25 protein-coding genes are annotated in these 20,529 nt (G+C 62.3%); 12 read left to right on the forward strand and 13 right to left on the reverse strand.

Annotation, left to right across the window (positions count from 1 at the left end):
• Positions 1-45 precede the first annotated feature (45 nt).
• The 6 genes from ACZK45_RS10625 (at position 46) to ACZK45_RS10650 (ending at position 5,000) form a co-directional block, all read left to right on the forward strand.
• Complete coding sequence (locus tag ACZK45_RS10625) at positions 46-1,512, forward strand: SIR2 family protein (protein WP_478445827.1); 1,467 nt, start codon at positions 46-48, stop codon at positions 1,510-1,512.
• A 38-nt stretch (positions 1,513-1,550) separates the two neighbouring features.
• A complete protein-coding gene (locus ACZK45_RS10630; protein WP_478445828.1) occupies positions 1,551-2,057 on the forward strand; it encodes a toll/interleukin-1 receptor domain-containing protein in 507 nt (168 codons plus the stop codon).
• Positions 2,058-2,290: 233 nt separating this feature from the next.
• Positions 2,291-3,199, forward strand: a complete 909-nt coding sequence (locus ACZK45_RS10635) for a toll/interleukin-1 receptor domain-containing protein (RefSeq protein ID WP_478445829.1) — start codon at positions 2,291-2,293, stop codon at positions 3,197-3,199.
• Entirely contained in the window at positions 3,196-3,804 is a 609-nt protein-coding gene (locus ACZK45_RS10640) for an SLOG domain-containing protein (protein ID WP_080398544.1), read from the forward strand. The genes ACZK45_RS10635 and ACZK45_RS10640 overlap by 4 nt, the downstream gene beginning before the upstream one ends.
• A gap of 9 nt (positions 3,805-3,813) precedes the next feature.
• Complete coding sequence (locus ACZK45_RS10645; RefSeq protein ID WP_478445830.1) at positions 3,814-4,296, forward strand: TIR domain-containing protein; 483 nt, start codon at positions 3,814-3,816, stop codon at positions 4,294-4,296.
• Positions 4,297-4,424: 128 nt separating this feature from the next.
• Positions 4,425-5,000, forward strand: coding sequence for a TIR domain-containing protein (locus ACZK45_RS10650; RefSeq protein ID WP_478445882.1), 576 nt, complete (start codon positions 4,425-4,427; stop codon positions 4,998-5,000).
• Between the two features lie 631 nt (positions 5,001-5,631).
• Here ACZK45_RS10650 and ACZK45_RS10655 read toward each other — a convergent pair.
• Complete coding sequence (locus ACZK45_RS10655; protein WP_478445831.1) at positions 5,632-6,048, reverse strand: hypothetical protein; 417 nt, start codon at positions 6,046-6,048, stop codon at positions 5,632-5,634.
• Positions 6,045-6,566 carry a hypothetical protein gene (locus tag ACZK45_RS10660; protein WP_478445832.1) on the reverse strand — a complete coding sequence of 174 codons (522 nt, stop codon included), beginning with the start codon at positions 6,564-6,566 and terminating at the stop codon, positions 6,045-6,047. The genes ACZK45_RS10655 and ACZK45_RS10660 overlap by 4 nt, the downstream gene beginning before the upstream one ends.
• Before the next feature lie 78 nt (positions 6,567-6,644).
• Between ACZK45_RS10660 and ACZK45_RS10665 the strand changes: the two genes are divergently transcribed.
• A complete protein-coding gene (locus ACZK45_RS10665) occupies positions 6,645-6,908 on the forward strand; it encodes a Pycsar system effector family protein (protein ID WP_478445833.1) in 264 nt (87 codons plus the stop codon).
• Positions 6,909-6,956: 48 nt separating this feature from the next.
• Here ACZK45_RS10665 and ACZK45_RS10670 read toward each other — a convergent pair whose 3' ends face one another.
• Positions 6,957-7,706 carry an AlbA family DNA-binding domain-containing protein gene (locus ACZK45_RS10670; protein ID WP_478445834.1) on the reverse strand — a complete coding sequence of 250 codons (750 nt, stop codon included), beginning with the start codon at positions 7,704-7,706 and terminating at the stop codon, positions 6,957-6,959.
• A gap of 624 nt (positions 7,707-8,330) precedes the next feature.
• Here ACZK45_RS10670 and ACZK45_RS10675 point away from each other — a divergent pair.
• From ACZK45_RS10675 to ACZK45_RS10685, 3 genes are all read left to right on the forward strand, one after another.
• Positions 8,331-9,086, forward strand: a complete 756-nt coding sequence (locus tag ACZK45_RS10675; protein WP_478445835.1) for a tetratricopeptide repeat protein — start codon at positions 8,331-8,333, stop codon at positions 9,084-9,086.
• Positions 9,087-9,541: 455 nt separating this feature from the next.
• Entirely contained in the window at positions 9,542-9,898 is a 357-nt protein-coding gene (locus ACZK45_RS10680) for a hypothetical protein (protein ID WP_125893249.1), read from the forward strand.
• Between the two features lie 3 nt (positions 9,899-9,901).
• On the forward strand, positions 9,902-10,453 hold the full coding sequence (locus tag ACZK45_RS10685) for a hypothetical protein (protein ID WP_239669947.1): 552 nt from the start codon (positions 9,902-9,904) through the stop codon (positions 10,451-10,453).
• Here ACZK45_RS10685 and ACZK45_RS10690 read toward each other — a convergent pair.
• From ACZK45_RS10690 to ACZK45_RS10720, 7 genes are all read right to left on the reverse strand, one after another.
• Positions 10,390-11,121 carry a hypothetical protein gene (locus ACZK45_RS10690; RefSeq protein WP_478445836.1) on the reverse strand — a complete coding sequence of 244 codons (732 nt, stop codon included), beginning with the start codon at positions 11,119-11,121 and terminating at the stop codon, positions 10,390-10,392. The genes ACZK45_RS10685 and ACZK45_RS10690 overlap by 64 nt on opposite strands.
• Positions 11,122-11,442: 321 nt before the next feature.
• Complete coding sequence (locus tag ACZK45_RS10695) at positions 11,443-12,066, reverse strand: nucleotidyltransferase family protein (RefSeq protein ID WP_478445837.1); 624 nt, start codon at positions 12,064-12,066, stop codon at positions 11,443-11,445.
• On the reverse strand, positions 12,042-13,103 hold the full coding sequence (locus ACZK45_RS10700) for an XdhC family protein (protein ID WP_478445838.1): 1,062 nt from the start codon (positions 13,101-13,103) through the stop codon (positions 12,042-12,044). The genes ACZK45_RS10695 and ACZK45_RS10700 overlap by 25 nt, the downstream gene beginning before the upstream one ends.
• Before the next feature lie 9 nt (positions 13,104-13,112).
• Complete coding sequence (gene paoC / locus ACZK45_RS10705; protein WP_478445839.1) at positions 13,113-15,317, reverse strand: aldehyde oxidoreductase molybdenum-binding subunit PaoC; 2,205 nt, start codon at positions 15,315-15,317, stop codon at positions 13,113-13,115.
• Positions 15,317-16,267, reverse strand: a complete 951-nt coding sequence (locus ACZK45_RS10710; protein WP_478445840.1) for an FAD binding domain-containing protein — start codon at positions 16,265-16,267, stop codon at positions 15,317-15,319. The genes paoC and ACZK45_RS10710 overlap by 1 nt, the downstream gene beginning before the upstream one ends.
• Positions 16,264-16,911: an aldehyde dehydrogenase iron-sulfur subunit PaoA gene (gene paoA / locus ACZK45_RS10715; protein ID WP_125893236.1), complete on the reverse strand. Its 648-nt coding sequence runs from the start codon at positions 16,909-16,911 to the stop codon at positions 16,264-16,266. Before paoA ends, ACZK45_RS10710 begins: the two co-directional genes overlap by 4 nt.
• 171 nt (positions 16,912-17,082) lie before the next feature.
• A complete protein-coding gene (locus ACZK45_RS10720) occupies positions 17,083-17,427 on the reverse strand; it encodes a hypothetical protein (RefSeq protein WP_260467280.1) in 345 nt (114 codons plus the stop codon).
• A gap of 149 nt (positions 17,428-17,576) precedes the next feature.
• On the opposite strand from ACZK45_RS10720, the gene ACZK45_RS10725 reads away from it, so the two are divergent.
• The gene (locus ACZK45_RS10725) at positions 17,577-18,710 is read left to right on the forward strand and encodes a two-component system sensor histidine kinase NtrB (RefSeq protein ID WP_478445841.1); all 1,134 of its coding nucleotides are present in this window, start codon (positions 17,577-17,579) and stop codon (positions 18,708-18,710) included.
• 3 nt (positions 18,711-18,713) lie between these two features.
• Positions 18,714-19,067, forward strand: a complete 354-nt coding sequence (locus ACZK45_RS10730) for a response regulator (protein ID WP_087922597.1) — start codon at positions 18,714-18,716, stop codon at positions 19,065-19,067.
• 44 nt (positions 19,068-19,111) lie between these two features.
• Here the strand turns inward: ACZK45_RS10730 and ACZK45_RS10735 are convergent, their stop codons facing one another.
• The 3 genes from ACZK45_RS10735 to ACZK45_RS10745 all read right to left on the reverse strand — a co-directional run bounded on the left by ACZK45_RS10735 (position 19,112) and on the right by ACZK45_RS10745 (position 20,510).
• Positions 19,112-19,561 carry a BLUF domain-containing protein gene (locus ACZK45_RS10735; protein ID WP_478445842.1) on the reverse strand — a complete coding sequence of 150 codons (450 nt, stop codon included), beginning with the start codon at positions 19,559-19,561 and terminating at the stop codon, positions 19,112-19,114.
• A gap of 113 nt (positions 19,562-19,674) precedes the next feature.
• Positions 19,675-19,971, reverse strand: coding sequence for a hypothetical protein (locus ACZK45_RS10740; RefSeq protein ID WP_180837066.1), 297 nt, complete (start codon positions 19,969-19,971; stop codon positions 19,675-19,677).
• A complete protein-coding gene (locus ACZK45_RS10745) occupies positions 19,956-20,510 on the reverse strand; it encodes an Ohr family peroxiredoxin (protein WP_125893229.1) in 555 nt (184 codons plus the stop codon). Before ACZK45_RS10745 ends, ACZK45_RS10740 begins: the two co-directional genes overlap by 16 nt.
• Positions 20,511-20,529: the final 19 nt, after the last annotated feature.

Genomic DNA, 20,529 nt, shown 5'->3' on the forward strand with positions numbered 1-20,529 from the left:
CTTTCATTAACGTTCGTGAGAAATCCGTCACAGGGAGTAACGGTAATGGCTAGGAAGGCGAAGCGCGCTTTCTCCCCAGAGATCGGGGCCTTCATCGAGCGATATGTCGATGAGCTGGTTAACGGCAAGGCCTCCGTGTTCGTCGGTGCCGGGATGTCGGTGGCCGCCGGGTTCGTGAATTGGAAAGGTCTGCTCAAGGAAGTTGCTGCGGAACTGGGCTTGGATGTGGACCGTGAAACGAACTTGGTTGCGCTGGCTCAGTATCACCTCAACGAGCGTAACAATCGCAGCGTCCTGAATCAGAAGATCCTCGCTGAATTCACCGAAGATCAGCAGCTGACGACCTCGCATCACGTGCTGGCGCGTTTGCCTATTGGACACTACTGGACCACAAATTACGACCGGCTTATTGAAACGGCTCTGGTCCAGGAGCAGCGCCGTCCCGACGTCAAGTTCTCTGTCGAACAGATGAAACTAAGCAAGCCGGGGCACGACGCGATCGTCTACAAGATGCATGGGGATGTAGAGCATCCCGAATCAGCCATCCTGACCAAGGATGACTACGAAGGCTACTTCCGTGAGCACGAGCATTTCGTAACCGCCCTCAGCGGCGATCTGGTCCAGACCACGATGCTGTTCCTTGGCTTCAGCTTTACCGATCCGAACATCGACTATGTGCTCAGTCGCGTACGAGTGACGTTACGCAAGAAGCCGAAGAACCACTACTGCGTGCTCTGCAAACTGCAGCGTGCTGCTCGGGAGAAGCTGGAGAACTTTGAGTACCGGAAGCGACAGCAGGAGTACCTCATCAAGGACTTGAGCCGAATCGGCATACAGTCCTTGATGATTGATGACTACAACGAGGTTCCTCTACTCCTGAGTGCAATTGAATCGAGATATCGACAGCGCACGGTGTTTGTCTCCGGTGCGGCTCATACCTTCCCTGCGCCGTGGGATCCGGCGCGTGCGCACCAATTTCTTTCCGGATTGAGTGCAGCTCTGATCCGCAAGCGTTTGAATGTGGTCACAGGATTCGGCTTGGGCGTGGGCACCTCGATTGTGAGCGGGGCCCTTGAGACCATCCTTGGCAATCCGGGTCGGTACCGGGAGAAGCAGCTACAAGCCAGTCCATTCCCGGTGTCGGCCGATTCCCGGACCAGGCGCCCTCTATTTCGCCAGCATCGCGAAAAGATTCTGGCCAAATGCGGAATAGCCATTTTCGCATTCGGCACGAAGCTGGAAGGCAAGAAGGTCGTGGAAGCCAAAGGCATGCGCGAGGAATTCGACATCGCACGACAGGATGGCCTGATTGTCATTCCGGTCGGCGCAACTGGCGGCGTTGCCAAAGAACTCTGGGTCCAGGCAGCTGCTCGGTTCGACGAGTTCTATCCCAACGCAAGTCCCGCCTTCGCGCGAAATTTCAAGACCTTGGGACGGGAGGCTGCTGCGCCTGAAGACCTGATTCGTGCTTTGACAAGCATGATCGATGAACTGAGGCGGCAGACTTTCTAGAAATCGCAATAGATCCTTCATCATCAAGGAAGACCGCAATGGCAATTCCAGTCAGTTCGCTTCGCCAAGCCTCTTATCGCAGCAGTGTTGCCCTGGCCAGTACCTCAATGGAGGCGCGCAGCCGCGGGATACGAACTGTGTTTCTATGCCATAGCCACAAGGATCAAGAGCTGGTGAAGGGTTTCGTGCGGATGCTGCACGATAGCGGTTGGTCGGTCTACGTTGACTGGGCCGACAGCTCCATGCCGAGCACACCAAACCCAGAAACTGCTCGCAAGATTCGCGAAAAGATAGTGCAACTCGACTACTTCATTTTCCTGGCAACTGAGAATGCAATGGCATCTCGCTGGTGCCCGTGGGAGCTGGGGTACGCCGACGGAAAGAAGTCGAATGACCGCATTCTTGTTGTGCCCACCGTGGAGCACGGCCGTGAACATGGCAACGAGTATGTAGGTCTGTACAAGCGATTGGACAGCAATTCCCTGGGCCACGTGCAAGTGTTCAATCCGGGGTCTAGCTATGGCACGGCAGTGCGATCACTGTGAGTGACCCGGCGACATACGAACTTGCTGTACTTGGCTACCCGTGTGCTGAACAGTTGGGACAGCTGGAGGCTTGTGTAAGTCAAGCGCTCGAGCCGTTTGGATTGCAGCTCGGCCGGGAGGTGGGCTGGACCGTGCATGAGTTTGAGTTCCAGCCGGCTCAATCGCGAGCATCGGCCGCTCTATATTTTGGGAGTGAGACCACCGCGCCTGTCCGTCCTTCGGTGCCGATATCGGTGTCCGTCGTTCCAGTAGTGAGTGATCTAAATCGCGTCGCCCATCAGTTGCCGGAGAACTTGCGTGGCATTAACGCACTGGCCTGGTCGGCCGATCATATCGATCGGATCGCAACAGCCCTGCTTGAGTGCGCTGGCCTCCTTCCACGTCAGCGCAGAGTGTTCTTGAGCTATCGAAGAAATGATGCGCGACTGGCTGCTCTTCAGCTCTTCGATGCATTCTCAGCACGGCAATATGATGTCTTTCTGGATACGCACGGCGTGCCGCCTGCCGTAGACTTTCAGGCGATGCTCTGGCATCGGCTGTGCGACTCCGACGTACTGGTGATGCTCGATACGCCAGGATACTTCGAAAGCAGGTGGACCAACGCAGAACTTGGGCGAGCACTAGCCAAAAGTATTGTGGTCCTTCGCGTGCAATGGCCAGACTCCACCCCCGATCGCCGCACCATGACCTCCAGTCGAGCCGAGCTGGTGCCTGAGGAAATTGATGAATCTGGCCGGCTGGCCAATGAGGCCGTTGAGAGGATATGCCAGCATCTGGAACGAGCCCGCAGCGAGAGCATCGCGGTCCGTCACCTGAACTTGGTTAGCAAGGTGCGCGATGACATTCGGAAGATCGGTGGGCAGTTCCTCGGTGCCGGCCAATCTGGTGCATTGCATCTTCAGTTGGCTGATGGAAGGGGGCTGGTTGCCTATCCGAGCGTAGGAGTGCCCACCTCCTCCTCACTTCACGAGGCCAGCATCAATTGCCTGGGCAAGAGTGCGGCGGTCGTCTACGACTCCGTCGGCCTGCTGCCGGCTTGGCAAACTCATCTGGATTGGCTCGGTGGCTACGTTCGGGGTGTTCGCTGGATCAAGGCGTCAGAGGCGGCCTGGGTGCTCGCCGACTGGGAGGATCACGCATGAAGGAGCTCTTTCTCTCCGCCAGCGTTCCGGTACCTGGGCGGGGGCACTACCACGAATCGGCCAATCCATTTTTGATTCAAGTTGCTGTTCGTGAACTGCTCATCGCCACGATACGTCATCGCCGGATCGTTTGGGGAGGCCACCCTTCCATTACGCCAATGATTTGGGCCATCTGTGAAGACATGGGCGTCAGCTACGCAGACAAAGTCGTGCTCTATCAGACCCGATTCTTCGAAGATATCTTCCCTATCGAAAACGAACACTTCAATAACGTCGAGTTCACTGCTGTTGTAGCAGATGATCGAGATGCCAGCTTGGCGCTGATGCGCGAGTCCATGCTGTCGAGGCCGGGCATAGAGGAGGCGGTCTTCATTGGTGGCATGGATGGAGTTGAAGTGGAACGCGCCTTGCTGCGCCGATTTCATCCAACAGCCAAAGTGTTGGCCGTGGCCGCCACTGGCGGCGCGGCCTTGGATCTGGCTTGTGCACAGCCAGGATCTCCTGGTCGCGGGGATCTGGATTTTGCTGCGTTGTTTAGGAATTTTTCCCCCGAAGATGGCGATGATCATCCATCGGGTCATCCGCGCCGTCCGATACGTCCATAGGAGATATCAATGGCTCGCAGAGTTTTCTACAGCTTCCATTACCAGCCCGATGCTTGGCGAGCGGCAATGGTTCGAAAGATCGGTGCGGTTGAAGGAAACATCTCCGCCAATGACAACGATTGGGAAACGATCAAGCGTGGCGGCGACTCGGCCATCACGCGCTGGATCAACGGACAGCTGGACGGCCGAAGTTGCACCGTGGTTCTGGTTGGCGCCGAAACCGCTCAGCGGCGGTGGGTGCAGTACGAGATCGAACAATCATGGCGAAAGGGCATGGGGGTCTTTGGCATCCGCATCCATCGCCTGCTCAACGCCAATCGCCTTCCATCAGATCGCGGCGCAAATCCGTTCGATACCGTTCAAATCGGTGGACAGCCGCTAAGCACGATTGTGCCTCTCTACGACCCGCCAGGCCAAGACAGCCAAGCGGTCTACGGCAGCATCTCCGCAAATCTTCAGAACTGGATCGAGCGTGCCGTTAACGCCCGTTAGTACAGTCATTACCATGCACAGGGGGATTTATGGGTCGAAAGATCTTCGTTTCGTATAAATACGCAGATAGTCAGGTTCAGCCTGTTAGAGGCCACCTTCTTGGGACAACGGTTCGTCACTACGTGGATATGCTGCAGGCAAAACTGGAGCAGGCCGATCACATCAACAAGGGCGAGGACGATGGGGAGAGTCTCGTCGCCTTCGCCGAGGAGACCATTGCCTCCAAGCTGCGTGATCGAATCTACGATAGCACCATGACCTTGGTCATGGTTTCGCCGGGGATGCACGATTCCACCAAGCCAGAAAAGGACCAGTGGATGCCCTGGGAGATCAGCTATTCGCTGCGGAAGAAGACTCGAAACGATCGGCAGAGTGGTCCCAATGCGATGCTGGGCATCGTTCTTCCGGACACCACCGGTAGCTACAACTACTTCTTTGAGGAAAAGAACTGCCCTCACTGTGCGTCTGTTACATGGCGGACGAGTAAGACCTTCTCCATCATCGGTCGCAATGTCTTCAATGCCAGGAAGCCGGAGATGGCATCCTGCGATAACCACTCGGGCGGGAAGAGCTATCGCGGCAATCACAGCTATATCAAATTTGTGAGGTGGAGCGACTTCTACGCGGACTACGGCAAGCATCTGGATCAAGCCTATGAGATCCAGAAGTCCATCGATGATTACAAAATCTCCTGTGACGTCTAAGCGGCGGCTTGTTTGAATCGACTCTGTGTTTGAAAGCGCCGCCCTACTTCAGCTTCATGGTCTGCGACTGATGCTTGCACCTGATGCAGGGCGGCTGCTCTCATGCACCAACCGGCGAACTTCGCCCTGGGTGAGTGCTGATTTTACGCCTGCGCGTTACGTCAGCCCTCGCTACTTGATCCCCCTGAGCTGAGCAACGCAAAGGGCCGTACCAAAGATGGGGCGGCCCTTCTTCTTTGTTGTCTGGTTAGGGCTCTTCCCTGCCCCACAGTCGACGCCACGGTAGTTGCTTGCGCTTGCTTCACGGGTGCCATAGCGGGCTGGGAAGGGTTCTACCCCGATTCCGCACGACCAAGTTGAGGTGCGCGTGAACGCAGTGATTGAGACTGCAAAGAAGAGAAAGAAGCTGGCAGACGGTTGATTCATTCCTAGCGCCTCTCTTCGGCCACTCGGTCTGACTGGATGCTGCTTACGCAGCCGCTTTGCTGCGGTAGTGTGCCGGCCAAGCAGCAACGCCGCCTGGACCTGGCAACGTAACGCCCTCTGCGCTCTGGTCGCGCTGGTTGCAGTGGCCACCGGTGGAGAATGGCCGCTGCATGGTACGGTGGGCGCGCATCGTCGGCGCCCGTGGTCACAGCCCCAGCGCTCGTTTGTGCGCCAGCGCCGCCTTCGCGCGCCAGCCCATCAGCGCTCCGGCCGCCGCAAAAGCGATTGCGTAGTGCAGGCCGACGTTGGGTGCGGTACCAAACAGTGCAATCACGCCACTGACCAGCCCGAGCACGGGATACACCATCCCCACCAGCAGCACCCGCAGTGAACGGGACCGTTCAATGCCCGCCACTCCGGCATGGCGCCAGCGCACGAAGCCATCGTGGAGCAAGGCTTGGCTGAGCGCGGCGATCCCGCCGAGCAGCACGCCGGCCAGAACGTGATAGAGCTCGCTGGAATTCCGGGCATGCAGCGCTGACATGACCGGAAACAGCGCGATGAAGAGCACGAGCATGGTCATGTCGGCTGCGTGCGCGCGTCTGGAAATGGTGGGTGTCATCGGGGTTTCTCCTTCTGTCGTGCGATGAAGTGGGCGGTGGCGTCTGGGTTCTCCCATAGGGGCCGTACGTGTGCTCGGTCAGCCTGCTGCTGTGCGGCCAGGGCTTGGTCAGGCGACCAATCGTGGCGCGCTCGCCAGGCCTTGGACGGGCGATAAAAGTTGGCGTGCTGCAGCTCGATAAACCCTTTGCGTCTGAGGAACGTGGGCAGCCTGGGATTCTGCACGCGCTCCACGAACAGGGCCGGCCACGGAATCAAGGTATCGCACAGCTCTACGAATTCGGTCAGCCAACCCCGGCCTTTGAGGCGCGGGTTGAGCTGGATACTGCTCAGGGTCAGCACGGGGACGTCATCACCAAATCCGGCCAGCACCTGTCGCGAGTGCTTGATCCAGATGCGGGTGCCCGCGCGCTTGAGCTCAACACAGTCGGGGATCTCGTCAGCCTCGACCAGCGAAATCCATTTGAAGAGCTGCAGTTCGATGCTGGGGATTCGGTTCAACCGGGCGTTGCTCATCATGGAGCGGTTACCTTTGCGCGTCTGGTGCAGCGAGCAGGATCTGCGGCGGTACCGCTGCCCTGCCCCGCCGGCGGGTGATTGCGCTGGAGCGGCAGATCGCACCGGTCCGATTCGCTCATATTCTTTCAGCGAATCGACAGGCTGACAGAGTCAGATTTCTTGCGCGCTTATGAAACCAGAGAGGCGGATGCATTCGAGCGCGATGTGCTCAGCCAGTGCTGGAGAAATTCCAAGATATTGTCTTCAAAGTTCAGGTCTTTGAAGCGATCCTACCTTACCACTAGCCTAGTCATTGCACCTTGGATGGCACTCATTACCCTATTGCCGCTCCCTCCAAAGTAGGAAGGGACGCTTTAGCCAGGCTCCCTCTTTACTTCTGTTGAACGCGCCCTAAAGACCCAGCAATCGCCAAAGGGCCTGCTTCTTCGCCTGGTATGCGTCTTCGATGAACTCTTTGTAGTCGTCCGACTCTGTATCGTCGAAGCGGCTTTGCTCATCGCGACTGAGCTGCTTCACCCAGCTGTCGTTCGTGTCCCGATGCTCATCTAGGACACGCAACTGAGCCAAATGCTTGTCGAGGTCTAGGCTAGGCTGGCTGGAGTAACCCGACTCGATGCGTCGGTTGAGCACCGTCTGCAGCTGATATTGGCCAGCTTCTGTGGACGTCGTGCCATCGCGCACGTAGACCACGCTAGTCCGCAGTCCCTCCCCTTCTCTCAAGGCTAGGAACGGCAGGAGTTTGGGCTTCTCTTCCACCAGTAGCACTTGGAACGACTTGCCCACCAATGTTTCGTACTCTGCCGCACTGAAGGAAAAATCAAGAATCTCATACTCAAGCGACTTGGGCAGATAGCTGCTGAGCGGCGGGATCAGCTGTGCCTTGTCCTTGAGGATCGGCAAGCCACTCGGAAACAGATTGCCGTCGGCCTGTTGCGAGACGCCCACGACGAGCGCGCCGCCACCAGAATTCGCCAAGGCCAAGATATGGCGGGCAAGCTTTGGCAGCGCTGGCCAATCGGCCTTGAAGTCCAGATAGTCGGTCTCGCCGATGTTGCGACGAAGCAGGTCACGCAGCGCCTCACGGGTTGGCGCCGTAAAGAACCGGGCAAAGGTTTCGTGTTGTTCTTTTAGAATCGTCATCTAGGGTGAACTCGCGGTGCGAACCGAGTATCCGGCCTGCTTGGTCAAGGCGATCTGCAGGCTCATTATGCCACCCTCGCGCAAGTGACTTCGGCTCTGAGACTAGGGCTTCCGCCTCTCAGTCGCTGCGACAGGACTGTGTCCGTCCCCCTGCCGGTGACGAGAATTGGATATCGTTCGGCTCTTCAGTGGGTGACGACCATGGAGACCGTCACCGGTTGCCTTAGCTTGAATCTACTGTTAGGCCGTACCCGGATCGTCAGGGTCGATTTGTCCCTTACGAATAAGGCTATTGAGCAGAAATCTTGCTACCTGCTGCTCGCTAAGCCCTCCGATTTGAGTGGATTCTTGGCCGTGCTCCCCATAGACAGTGATGAGGCCTTGGTCAACAGAATACTCAGCCTCATAGGTCTTCTCCGCGCGCTCTATCTTAATCGTTCCCACGAATCACCATGATTTATTTGATTGTTCTGACCCCGAGGGGCCGGGATCTCATGCAGCACTACGCTCCACAGGGTTCAACCCAATCGCCGTGACGCATCCGGCCCGATTACTCCCCGGTCCATTGGCGCCCCACCCCTACCCCACTATAGTGCCAGCCCCCACAAGGACGAGGCGGCACACATGCCCTATATCGGAATCGGACTGCACGTACTGGCAGCCATCTACTTCGCGGTGCACGCCATCCGCTCGGGCCAGAGCCTCTACTGGCTCATCCTGCTCTTCTCGTTCCCGCTGCTTGGCAGCGTCGTCTACTTCCTGGCGATCTACTTCCCGGAAGCCCGCAACTCGCGCGGCGCGCGGCAGGCAATCCGCTCCGCCAAGCAGCTCATGAACCCGGGTCAGGACCTGCGCAACGCACGTGCTGATCTGTCGCGAACGCCCACCGTGCAGAACCGGGTTCGTCTTGGCATGACGCTGCTGGATGCCGGCCAGGCGGAGGAAGCCAGAACCCTGCTTGAGCAGGCCGCAAGCTCGCCACTGGGCGACGACCCCTACATCCTGACCGGCCTGGCGCGTGCTCGCCTCGAGTCCGGGCACGCCGCGCTTGCAGTCGAGACGTTGGACGACCTGTTTGCCCGCCATCCGGACGTGCGCCGCAAGCCGGAACAGACCCTGCTTTACGCGCAGGCACTGGCTGCTGCCCAGTCGCCCGACGCCCGCGCCGCGTTCGAGCGCGCTGTGGAATGCGGAAACGATGCGGCGGCCCGCTGCCTCTACGCCGAGTGGCTGATGGCGCAACCGCAGCCTGCCGACCGTGAGCAGGCCCGCAGCCTGTTCGCCAGCATCATCGACGATGCCCAGCATTGGTCGCGCCATGCGCGCAGCCACAATGCCGCATGGCTGGAGCGGACCAAGGCCGCGTTGAAGGGCCGCTGACGCTTGGCGGCCTTTGGCAACCCTGTCGCATCCGCCTCGTTCACGGCCTCGCCGGGCGGATGCCGACAGCGCGCAGGACTGCACCATCGACATCGCCGATAGCCTTACAGGGCATGGATCCCGCCTCATTACGCCGCATGCAACGATTCTGAAAATGTTGAAAGTGGTGACGGCATCGGCCTTACTGCATTGGCATCGCGCACAGCCGGGCGTATTCCTTTCCGTGCCACCGAAAACAGGTGGCCGGGATTCGAAACCCCGGTAGTTCGCTGAAGTAAACGCTTGCCAGCCGGCATCACCCTGTGTGGTGCCGGCTGGCAATCCGTCGGCCGGTTATGGCGGGCGGTGCGTGGAGGCCTTGTGCCTGCCGGTTCAGCGAACACCGGGTTTCGAACCACGCACCGTCCGCCACCTTTATCGGTGGCGGCTTCTGCACGCACGCAAGGAGCCCAGCCATGAACCAGCCCCACTCCCCTGCCCCGCACCCGATCCACGACGCGCCTGCCAACGGTCCTGCGCTGGATCCGAACACGCTCATCGCCCTGCTGCACAGCATCGGCTCCGGCGCCGCGTCCGATGGCCAGCCCTGGCCTGAGCGCCATCAGATGCCTGGGCGGCGCATTGCTCTGGCAGACACCGATTGCTCCTTGGCCGGCCTTCGTGTGGTGCTGGAAATCCTGTTGGCCGCACAGCGTGCCCGCGAGAACGGCGAGTTGGAGCAATACGTCGGCCCGCGCGTCATGGAAGGGCTGATCATGGCCGGGTTGGGGCTTACCGCGCACGCCAGTACGCGGGTGCGGCCGGAGACCTGAGAGGTGGGCTGGCGCTGGGCGGCCACCGCGCTATGCCTCGTAGCGGCCGTGGCGGCGCCCGTCCTTTGGCTATCGCCGGCCGTGCCCGAGCGGCTGGCATTCCAGAGCATCGCGGATGATCGCTTTTCGCAGCTGCGCCGGCAGGCGATGGCGTTCGTGGAGGCCCGGCAAAGGCAGGGCTTGCAGTTTGTCGAGACGCAGCGGGGTGCGTCGTTGCAGATTCACTGCAAAGGCGTTCCGGTGCTGTGGCTGGAGCGGCGGCCGCCGCATCTGACGATGCGGGTATCGCTGGATGCGGTGCAGCGGGCACCCGACGTTCTGGCGTTGCGGGCATTGCTGCAGCGGCAGTTGGAGCCCTTGGACTACATGGAACAGGTGCTGGTTGGCGTGCCGGAACCTGTTCTGATGGATCGGGTGTTGTTGGCGATGGCGGGTGATGTGGCTGGGGGTGCGCGATGTGAGGGGTTGGTCGTAGTCGATCAAGCTCGACTCTACGGGGCGGTGGGCGGCGTGGGCTCGGGTTCGTGGGTGGAGCCTTCCAGCAGGGCGACGTAGGTGTCCAGGCGCGTGCGCAACCCGGTCAACAGCCATCCTGTGATGTAGAGCAGTACGAGCGCATAGATGAGGAATGCGCCCAGCTGGTCGACGTCAAAGGCGCTGCTCCAGTCGCCCCATTTCCACTGCCGGAACTGCAGGTAGAGAGCGATCAGCAGCGGAAATGGACCGAGGCGTTGCAGGCCGCCGTAGATCAGCCCCATGCGCTCGATCATGCTTGTGCGCAGGTGGGTGACGTACTTGAGGCGGCGCTCACGCTCGACCCTGGGGAATCCTCGAAGCTCGGCGATCACCGCTTGCCACTGGGCAAACTCGCCGTCCATTTCCTGCGCGTGCGACAGCCGTGGCTGCACGAACTGGCGGATTCCGCGGCGGGCCGCGAGAAATCCGCCGATGACAAAGCCTCCGATCTCCACCGCCAGGCACACCCTGACCAGAAGCAGCGCGGCCGTAAGCGGAAGCCATCGATCAGGCAGCTGGCTGCCGAGAATGCCGATGGCGGCCGCCACGGCGCCCACGCGCAACGACCACCTCTCCAGCCGGCCGGCCTTGGGGTAGATGCTGTGCTCAGCCAGCCCTTGTACCCGCTGGTAAAGCCAATGGAAGGTCAGTTCCTGCTGCTTCGTCTGGTCCGGCGAATCGACTCCGCCCCCTGCCTGCATGTCCATTGCGTCCCCTGCCCCGCCGGCGCGGATGCCGGCGGCATCATGCTAGCCGAGCCGGAGCTATCTGAGCAGGTCCGGAAGCGGGTATTGGAAAGGTAGGCGGCGTTCCACCTGTACCCCGCTCGCCTGACGACTTCACCGCTGCACGCCACGCCGGCCACGCCTGGCCCATCACGTTCAGCGCAGATCGGAGGAACCACAGCGCAATCACTGCACCCGCTCCGATGTCCGACCAGCCGCTCCCGGTCAGTGCAACACCAGCGGCAGCCGCCAGCACGCCGAGGTTGGCGGCAACGTCATTGCGCAAGCGCTCGAGCGTGCGACTCACTCAACATCGATCCAGCCCGCAAGGCGCGCACGCGCGAGATCTTCTGGCGTGTCGATATCCAGGCCCAGCTCCGGCGCTTGAAGAGCATGCACGGCGTCGATGGGAAGCTGCCTCAAGCGCGCGCCGAAGCCGCGGTCACCGCTTGCACCCACCTGATTGAACCATGCATGCGGCACTACTGCGGGAATGCCGAGCGCTTCTCCATGACGGGTGCCAGCGCACCCTGACGCCGAAGCGCGGGCACCCGAAAGCAACGCCTGCAGATGGGAGTGTTCGATCGCGGGCTGGTCGCATGCCACGACCATCACGGCGGTCACCGCGGGCAGCAGGTGTGTGCCTGCAACCTGCAGGCTGCTGGCCAGGCCGCTTGCCCAGTGGTGGTTGGTTACCGGAGTCGCATCCAGTCCGGAAATACTGGATGTCACGGCCTGTGCGTTCCCGCCCACCACCACCAACACCTGCGAAGGCGCGAGCTCCAAGGCCAACCGCACTACGCGATGTACAAGGGTCTCGCCCTGTCGGGTCAGAAGCTGCTTGGGCTGGCCAAGCCGGGTGCTCCCGCCCGCAGCAAGCACGACGACTGCATGCGCGGCGGTCACGTGCCGGCGGTGCTTCGCCATTGCTGCAGCTGCGCCGCGATGCTGAGCGAAATTGCCTCCGGTCCCCGCCCTCCGATGTTCAGGCCGATCGGCGATCGAAGTCTGGAAGACAGGTGGTTGCGCTGATCCTGTGTCAGCAGCTTGAACAGATCCTCACGCCTTCGCCGCGGACCCAGAAGTCCAATGAAGGCAAGCTCGGTATCGGCCAGGGCCACCAGCGCCTCGCGGTCCAGCTCGAAGTCGTGGTGCATCACCAGTACCGCGTCGCACGCGATGGCACGGAGGGCCTCGGCCGGGCTCACCTGGAGCTGTGCATCCGCGCCCTGCCCCGCTGAGCACCAGCGCGCTCGTCGTTCGGCCACGCTGACCCGCCATCCCAGTCCCCGCAGCAACGGAACCAGGAAGGGCGTTTCGGGACCGCCCCCCAACACCAGGGCCCGCGGAAGCCGGGGCAACGGCAAACGCCACGCTGCTTCTGCAAGCGGCTGCGCCCCGTCCATCGGGCTCAGCTGCCATGCCTGCTCGCGATGGCCGGCGCGGAAAACGATCTGCCCCGACGTGCGAAGGTCGCGCTGGAGTGACACACCCTCGCGCAACCACGCCTCGATCACGTCGTCGATGCCGGACATGGCACGCAACGGCAGGAGCGCAATCCGAAGCCGGCCGCGGCAGCCGAGCGCGGACCCACTCAACAGGTCATCGTCACTGCGGGTGTCGATCTCGATCCAATCGACCTGCCCTGCCGCGCTCACCTGCTCCGCGCGGCGCGCGAGCTCGGGCTCCAGGCATCCGCCACTGAGCCAGCCGACCTGGCTGCCGTTGCAGAACAGCACCATGTCGCCGGCACCGGCGTAGGTGGAGCCATCGGTTTCCAGCACCAGCGCAAGCACGGCGTGCTCCCCCGCGCGCACGCGCGTCAAGGCCGTCTCGAGCACGCCGCGCGGGTTGCCTTCGGTGAGAAAGCCCGGCGCTGCGGACAGGTGCCCGGCAGCATCCCTGGGGTCCACTCCCTCTTCCGCAGAGGCCTCCAGGGCGGGTGAGGCCACGGGTCGGTCCATGCGCAAGGGTCAGCCCACGTCGGGCAAGCCGGGCAACAGCTTGTCCAGGGTGATGGGATAGTTGCGCACGCGCACACCGGTGGCGTTGTAGACCGCATTGGCGATCGCGGCCCCGACCCCGCAGATGCCCAACTCGCCCACGCCCTTGGCCTTCATCGGCGAGATCACCGGATCCAGCGTGTCGAGGAAGACCACCTGCTGGTGTGGAATATCGGCGTGCACGGGAACCTCGTATCCCGCCAGGTCGTGGTTGATGAACAAGCCAAGCCGCTTGTCGACCACCAGCTCCTCCATCAGGGTCGCGCCTGCGCCCATCACCATCCCGCCGATGACCTGGCTGCGTGCGGACAGCGGATTGAGGATCCTGCCGCCATCGCATACGGCAAGCATCCTGCGGATGCGCGTCTCTCCCGTGTAGGCATGCACGGCGACCTCGCAGAAATGCGCTGCATAGGTGCCGACGTCGTAGCCCTGCTTGAAGTTGCCGAAGGCAATGCCGTCCTCTGCCGACAGTGTCCCCGTTTCGGCCAGGTCGATGGTCCGCCCACCCGCCTGGATACGGCCATTGGCGAAGTTTGCCGTATCGCCGTCGAACCCGAGCTTCTCGCCCACCTTGCGGCGCAGGCTGACGCACGCCGCGTACACGCCTGCGGTGGAGCTTGCCGCGCCCCACTGGCCGCCGGAACCGGCGGAGGCGGGATGACGCGAGTCGCCGAGGGTGACCTGGACCCGGTCCAGCGGCACGCCCATGGTCTCGGCCGCCGTCTGCGCGATGATCGTGTAGGAGCCGGTGCCGATGTCGGTCATGTCGGTTTCCACGATCACCCCACCCTGGCCGTCAAGACGAACCCGCGCCGCCGACTTCATCGTCGGTGCGCCGCGATAGCCCGCGGACACGCCCATGCCGACCAGCCAGTGCCCTTCCCGTACCTGCGCCGGCTTGGCGTTGCGCTTGTTCCAGTTGAAGCGTTCCGCGCCCTCGCGCAGGCAGCGCACCAGGTTGCGGTCGGAGAACTTCTTGGACGGATCGCCGGGCACGACCTCGGGCTCGTTGAGGACGCGGAACGCGATCGGGTCGAGGCCCAGCTTCTCGGCCATTTCGTCCATCGCCACTTCCAGCGCCATGTGGCCCGGCGCTTCGCCCGGCGCGCGCATTGCATTGCCTTCGGGCATGTCGAGCGTGGCGATGTAGTTGGCCACCAGGCGGTTGGCGCCTGCATAGAGCTTGGGCGTCTGCAGGGTGCCGTTCTCGCCGTCCTCGCCGTTGATGTTGCCCGACCAGTTCTCATGGGCGATGGCGGAGATCCTGCCGTCTTTCGCGCAACCGATCCGGACGCGTTGGATGGTCGCGTGCCGGTGCGTGGTGTTGTTGGGCATCAACGGGCGTTGCAGCGCGATCTTCACCGGCCGCCCGACCTGCTTGGCGGCCAGTGCGGCCAGCACTGCATCGGCGCGGATGAACAGCTTACCGCCGAAGCCGCCGCCGATATAGGGCGAGTCCACGCGCACATTGCCAGAATCGATACCGAGGATCGCGGCAATGCCCTGCTTGGCCCAGTCGATCATCTGGTTCGAGGTCCACAGGGTGAGCTTGTCGCCTTCCCATGCGGCGATGGTGGCGTGCGGCTCCATCATCGAATGACTTTCGTCGGCGGTGTGGTAGGTCTCGTCGAGCTTGACCGCGGCGCCTGCGTAGGCGCTGTCGAAATCGCCGAGCGCCTGCCGGTCGGGCTTGCCGTCGCGCGCCTTGGCCAGCGGCGCGGACGGCGCGAGTGCGGGGAAATCAAAGCGGCCCTTGCCCCGCTCGTAGCGGGTGCGGATCAACGCCGCGGCGGCGCGGGCCTGCTCGAAGGTCTCGGCCACCACGCAGGCAATGGCCTGGTGGTAATGGGCGACCTCGGGCCCGCCGAACAGTGGCGCATTGTTCCAGTTGGATGTGCCGACCGGTTTGGTCTCCGGTGCGGTGATCACCGCCAGTACGCCGGGGGCGGCACGTGCACGGGAGGCATCCATCGAAATGATGCGCCCCTTGCCGATGCCCGCGCCGACGATGTAGCCGTAGGCCTGGTTTGGCGCGACGTCATGGCGCTCGTAGGCATACGGGGCGGTGCCGGTGGTCTTGCGTGGGCCATCAATGCGGGGCGTCGACTTGCCGACAACCTTGGCCTTGTCGAACAGGTTGTCACCGGCGGGGGCGTTGAATTCGAGGGGCATCAGCGCTCTCCTTCCGCCAGCACAGCGGCGAGGGTGCGCTCGGCGAGCGCGATCTTGAACGCGTTCTCCTGCGTTGGACGGGCACCGGCGAACACCTGCCGGGTCGCGGCCTTGACGCTGTCGCGCAGCAGGGGTTCGGCAGCCTCGATGCGCCACGGCTTCGGCGCGACCCCACCGAAGGCGAACCGCGCCGAGCCGTCACGCTGCACGACCGCGGCGACCGACACCAGTGCGAACGCATAGGACGCGCGGTCACGTACCTTGTGGTACACGTGCCGGCCGCCCAGCGGTTCCGGCAGCGTGACGTGGGTGATCAGCTCACCGCGCTGCAGCACGTTGTCCTGCTGTGGCGTGTCGCCCGGGGAACGATGGAAATCGGCAATCGGAATGCTGCGCGTGCTGCCATCGCCCTTGACGGTCTGGATCGAGGCGTCCAGCACACGCAAGGCCACCGCCATGTCGCCCGGATAGGTCGCGATGCAACTGTCCGAGGTGCCGATCACGCCCATCTGCCGGGAGAACCCTTCGAGCGCGCCGCAGCCTGATCCGGGCAGGCGCTTGTTGCAGGGCAGATGGGGGTCGTAGAAGTACGGGCAGCGGGTGCGCTGCAGCAGGTTGCCGCCGGTGGTGGCCTTGTTGCGCAGCTGACCGGACGCGCCTGCCACGATCGCGCGGGTCAGCACACCGTAGTCGCGGCGCACGCGCTCATGCGAGGCCAGCGCGGTATTGGTGACCAGCGTGCCGATGCGCAGGCCGCCGTCGTCTGTAGGTTCGATCCTGTCCAGGCCGATGTCCTGTACATCGACCAGGTGCGCGGGTGTCTCGACCTCCAGCTTCATCAGGTCGAGCAGGTTGGTTCCTCCCGCCAGGAACTTCGCGCCCTCGGTGCCGGCGACGGCCTTGGCGGCCTCGGCAGGAGACTTCGCGCGCTCGTAACTGAAGACTTTCATGAGCGCTCCCTTCCAGAGGTAACGCCAGCGACCTCTTGCATCGCCTCGGCAATGTTGGAATACGCGCCGCAGCGGCAGAGGTTGCCGCTCATGCGTTCGCGCATCTCCATGTTGGTGGCCTGGGGCCGTGCGCTGACATCGGCCTGCGCATGGCTGGGGACGCCGCGCTTGATCTCGTCCAGTACCGCCACCGCCGAACAGATCTGCCCCGGCGTGCAGTACCCGCACTGGTAGCCGTCATGCTTGATGAAGGCGGCCTGCATCGGATGCAGGTCATCAGGGGTTCCGAGGCCTTCGATGGTAGTGATGGTATCGCCCTGGTGCTGCACCGCCAGGCTGAGGCAGGCATTGATGCGCTCGCCGTTGACCAGCACGGTACAGGCACCGCATTGACCGTGGTCGCAGCCCTTCTTGGTGCCGGTCAGTTTCAGATGTTCGCGCAGGGCGTCGAGCAGCGTGGTCCGCGTGTCCAGCTCGAGCTCACGATGCGTGCCGTTGACGGTCAACGCCACCGTGCTGATGACCGGCGGCCTGGGCGGTGGGGACGCCGCCAGTTCGGCGGCAAACGATGATGCCCCCGGTGCGGCGGACATCGCCATGGTCGTGGCGCCGCCGGCGATCACCTGGCGACGCGTCAACTTCACTCCTTCGTCCCAACTTGGCACAGTGACCTCCTGGCGTTCGGGGAAACCCCGTGGCTGGATGGACGCGCTCAGACTACCCAAGGGGCACTATGCCCGCTTGGGCAGTACAGATCTGTGAAGCCTGTCCAGGGTGTGCCGGCATCGTCGGCCGAGCCTACTGGCAGGTCATCTTCAACGCCGCCTCTGGCAAACGTGCGCCACTGACACTGATCTTCGCCACCCGCTCACTGATGCGTGCCAGTTCGGCTCCATCCAACACCAAATCCACCGCGCCCAGATTCTCATCCAGTACTCATAGCCCTGCCGATACAGGTCGAACGGAAGCTTGGCGATCTGCTCGTCGCTGAGGTTGGCACCGCCGGAGTACAACACTTCGCCGCCGGCGGATTCCTGCGCACGGGCCTGTGAAGCCTGCTGCAGCCGCTGCTGGAGAGTATCCAGCTGCGAGTCGGCATAGCCATTGCGGCGCACGCGATCCGCCATGCCGTGAATGTCTTCAATGCGGTGCGACGGCATGTCGACGCTGCGGGGCTGACCGCCGCTGCCGCCCTGGTGCGTGGCAGGCGGCTTGAATGACCATCCGTCGACATGGGAGGCCCACCTTCACTTTCACAAACAGCTAACAAACAGAAGCATAGCTTGATCGGCCCGAAGGAAGGCGCTCCATGACTCCACATCCCACGGGCGATCTGGGCGACGAGTCGCAGCAATTTGGACTTCTGGTCAATTCCGTCACTGATTACGCGATCTACATGCTCGACCCTCGCGGGGTCATCCGCACCTGGAACCCCGGCGGAGAGCGCATCAAGGGCTATCGAAAGGATGAGGTGGTCGGCACCAACTACGCCAGGTTCTATACGCCCGAAGATATTGCGACCGACGTTCCCGCACGCAACCTGGCCATCGCCGCGAATGAAGGCCGCTACGCGGGCGAAGGCTGGCGGCTTCGAAAGGACGGCTCACGCTTTCATGCCAGCGTAGTCATCGACCCGGTAAGGGTGGATGGCGTACTCGTCGGCTTCGCGAAGATCACGCGGGATGTAACCGAGCGCTACCTTGCCCAGGAGCAGCTGAGAAGTGCACAACATGAGCTGTTGCAGGCGCAGAAGATGGAGGCCATCGGCAAGCTGACACTGGGCCTTGCCCATGACTTCAACAACCTGCTCAGCGTCGTCACCAACTGCCTGGATCTGATCTCCGCGCAGCCTCATGGCGAGGTGTCTGACAAGTACATCCGCACGGCCCTGAGATCGGTAGAGCGAGGCGCCCTGCTGACTCGGCAGTTGCTGACGTTTGGGCGTGGCCATGAACTGGCACCGGAACGTTTCGATGCCGGCAAAGCGATACGTGACATGCACGCCATGCTGCAACGTTCCGCCGGCGATGCGGTTGCAGTCGAGCTCGACGTTGCGGGCGATCTTCCGTCCGTCAACCTCGACCGTGGCCAGCTGGACTCCGCCATCCTCAATCTGGTGTGCAATAGCCGTGACGCAATGCCGAGCGGCGGATGCATCAAGATTACAGTGCGTTTACAGACAGAACGTCATCCTGATGACCCACACCAGGAACCAGGCAGGTTCCTCTGCATAACCGTGGTAGACAACGGCGAAGGGATTGCGCCGGACGATCAGGCACGAATATTCGAGCCTTTCTTCACCACGAAAACCGTCGGACGCGGCAGCGGGTTGGGACTCAGCCAGGTCTTCGGCTTCACCAGCCAATCGGGCGGTTTCATCCGCGTAGACAGCACGCCTGGCTCAGGAACCTCTGTCGCCCTCTACTACCCTGTCGCCGAGTAGCCAATGCCTCTTTCAGTACTATTTGTCGACGACGAGGATGATCTTCGCGAGATCGTTGTGGATGCACTTGCCGCCCAGGGCTTCGCGGTGACCACCGCCCGCAATGGCGTCGAAGCGATCCAATGCCTGCGCGGCAGCGCTCGGTTCTCTATTGTCGTGACTGATTACAGCATGCCAGAAGGCGTGTCTGGCCTGGATGTGGCCTCGGAAGCCGCCGCCGTCCAACCCGACGCCCGTATCCTGCTGGCATCGGGCTATAGCCGCTCGCAGCTGCCTGTATTGCCGGACAACGTCCAGTTCCTTTCCAAGCCCTATCGCTTCACGCAGCTGATTGCTGCGATCAAGAGCCAGTTCTGAACTGCGGCTCCCGGTTGTACAGGTGGGAGCAGAGAAAAGGCGCCTCAAGCAGCGATGGCGTAAGGCTCTACAAGCCCCACCAGGCGATCCATGGCGGTTGCGTTGGCATTGCCCGCGTCGTCTCGCTGATTGAAGCGGGTCCAGTCGGCGTGTGCCAGCCGCCGCAGTTCCTGCGGCTCAACAGGCAGCCACTTCATCGGCCAGAAAGGCAAGCGGCGTTGTCCCACCCTGCCCCGTTGCAGCTCAACGATGCCATTGTGGCTGCTGGCGCCCAGCACACGTGAGTACGCTACCGACAGTCCGTCCTCCGGCCCCTCCAGATACTGCAGGAAGCGCTCGCCATCGAACAGGAGCACGCCGGTAACCCCGGCATTGCGATTGAAGCGGGCTGCGTCGTCCACGATCCAGTCCAGCTTGCCGCTGGGCAAGCCCAGCCTGTCGCCCGCGATGCCCTTGCCGGCACCGCTTGCATATACCACCGCCCTGATGGGCATTGTGCACCTCCTTGATGAGACACGACCCTAGCAGCAAGGGGCGTGTGTCAATGTGAGGTGTCGAAGAAATACACAACAGTTCAGTTTCGCATGACGCTGAATATGGGCCGTCATCACAAGATGGAGGCGATGCGCAGTGCACCATGCGCGAAATCTCCAGGTATGCCGCAATGCCCGATACAGGCTTCTTCTACGTTCTCGACCTCGACGCTGCCCGCGACGAGCAGGGCCATCTGGAACATGTGAATGCGATCAGCATTCGATGCAACCGGTGCCGGCACATCACCCATCTGAAGGTGCCTCAACTGGAAGGCATGCCTGGAGGGACGCTCCTTGCCTGCGCAGGCTGTGGTGAGCGGCAGGCTGTCAGCAACGCGCGCCTGGTCGAATGCGATCACGTGCTGGGACATGCGCCACCCGCGTCGCTGCAGGCCTGAGCTGCGCCACGTTCTGCGGCCACCCGGACACGCACGGCATCGCTGATGCCACGATGGAACATCTTGGCGTAGGGGCAGACGCGTTCGGTGTTGCGCACCAGTTCGCAGGCCAGGTTCGCATCCATGCCGGGAAGATGGACCACGACCTCGGCAGACAGCAGGTACAGCCCATCTGCCGGATCACGGGCGAAGGTCACCGCCACTTCGACGCTGGGGTTGTGCAGCAGCAGGCCGGCACGCGCGGCCACCAGTACCATGGCGCCGTGGAAGCAACCGGCGTAGCTTGCGGCCAATAGCTGCTCGGGATTGGAGCCACCGCCGGGCCCGCCGAATTCCGGCGGCAGGCGCAGGTCCACCGCCAGTGCACCGTCGTCCGATCGCACCACGCCGGACGCGCGCCCGTGCTGGGCCTGGCCACCGCTCACCCGCACGCGGCCGGTGTACAGCGGCTGCACGTCGACGCCCTGGTAGCGGTCCAGCATGGCGGGCGAAGGTGGCTTCAGCTCGGTCATTGGCAAGTGATCGATGGCT

Source organism: Stenotrophomonas sp. 63632_Sma (assembly GCF_056482875.1).